This is a genomic window from Streptomyces sp. NPDC048473 (assembly GCF_043200155.1).
Lineage (GTDB): Bacteria > Actinomycetota > Actinomycetes > Streptomycetales > Streptomycetaceae > Streptomyces.
Map to the genome: position 1 here is coordinate 1 of NZ_JBICXE010000181.1, position 1,587 is coordinate 1,587.

Below are 1,587 nucleotides of genomic sequence, written 5' to 3' on the forward strand. Positions count from 1 at the left end.
CAATGCCGGTGAGTTAGCGCGTAGGTGCAGGTCAGGCACTTGATGGTGCGGGGTTTGGGTGGGAATATCCCCTGGTGACGTTGCGTAATCCGTCACTTCTGGTGATGTGTCGGCGGAGGCCGGGACACGGCAACGGAGTTCCCGGTAGGACAGAAGATCGACCAAGATCCGACTGTCCGCGAGGGAACTCCGTTGGGTACTCAGTGTGCCATCGCCCGCATGCCGTCTGCCATCACCGAGGGCAGCCAGGCTCCGTTGAACAGGCTGGTGGTCCCCTCGGACCGGCGCTTTGGCGAGCATGTCCGTCTCGGTGTGTTGACCGAGGAAATCAGCCCTGAACTGGTTGACGAGGTCGTGGAGTTGACCGGCTGCGGCGAGCGTCGCCGCCGGTTGTTGCCGGCCCGGGCGGTGGTCTACTTCGTCCTGGCGTTGTGCCTGTTCAGCAGCTCCGACAGTGCCGGGCCGCCCAGATACCGGTCGGTCCTGCGCACGTTGACGGAGAAGCTGCGGTATCTGCCGGGCCTGCGTGTGCAGCGCTTGCCCACCAGTTCGGCCCTGAAACGGGCCCGGCAGCGGCTGGGCGACAAGCCGCTGCAGGCGCTTTTCGAGCGGCGGTGCGGCACGCTGGCCACGACCGTCACTCCGGGCGCGTTCGCCTTCGGGCTGCGGCTGGTCGCCTGGGACGGCACCGCGCTGGACGTCCCCGACACCTCGGCAAACGCCGCCGAGTTCGGCTTCACCGGCAAGGGCGGAGTCAACCAGAGCGGACACCCGCAGGTCCGCCTGATGGCACTGACCGAATGCGGCACCCACGCCCTGGTCGACGCGGCCTTCGACGCCGTGGCCAGGTTCAGCGAGCACAAGCTCGCCCGCCGGCTGCTGGCCTCCCTGCGACCGGACATGCTGCTGCTGGCCGACCGCAACTTCGCCGGACATCAGCTGTGGGGCCTGGCCCGCGCCACCGGCGCCCACCTGGCCTGGCGGATCAAGAAGAACCTGGTCTTCGTGCCGCTGCGGGTACTGTCCGACGGGTCCTACCTGTCCATCATGCGCACCCCCACGGAGAACATCCGCCACGGCCAGGCCCGAGCGGCCGGACGCACCCTGCCCGAGCCTCCCCAGGGACACCTGGTGCGGATCATCGAGTACACCGTCACCATCCACCCGCAGGCCGGCCCACCCGCACCGAGACGTTCCGGCTGGTCACCAGCCTGCTGGACCACCACCTCGCCCCGGCCCACCAGCTGGCGAGGGCATATCACCAGCGGTGGGAGATCGAAAACGGATTCGCGGAACTGAAGAACCGCCTGCGCGGCGCCGGATTCATCCTGCGCTCCAAGGCGCCCGAGCTGATCTACCAGGAGATCTACGCCCTCCTCACCGTCTACCAGGCACTATGCGCACTGCAGACGCGCGCGGCAGAACACGGCGGGACCGATCCTGACCGGATCTCCTTCACCGTCACCGTGCAGCTCGCCCGGCTGGCCGTCGCCGCCCAGGCCGCAGCCGACGTCACCACGCTGGACACCGCCCGCCGCGAAGTCACCACAGAGCTCTTGGCCGCCCTCCTCCCGCCCCGGCGCAACC

1 protein-coding gene and 1 pseudogene are annotated in these 1,587 nt (G+C 68.5%); both read left to right on the top strand.

Annotation, left to right across the window (positions count from 1 at the left end; genetic code table 11):
- Window positions 1-219 precede the first annotated feature (219 nt).
- A pseudogene (locus ACGFU7_RS48100) lies at window positions 220-1,083 on the top strand (IS4 family transposase); the annotation flags it as partial.
- Window positions 978-1,587, top strand: a 610-nt coding sequence (locus ACGFU7_RS48105; RefSeq protein WP_393705142.1) for a transposase, incomplete at its 3' end; no start/stop codon positions are given. The pseudogene ACGFU7_RS48100 and the gene ACGFU7_RS48105, both read left to right, overlap by 106 nt.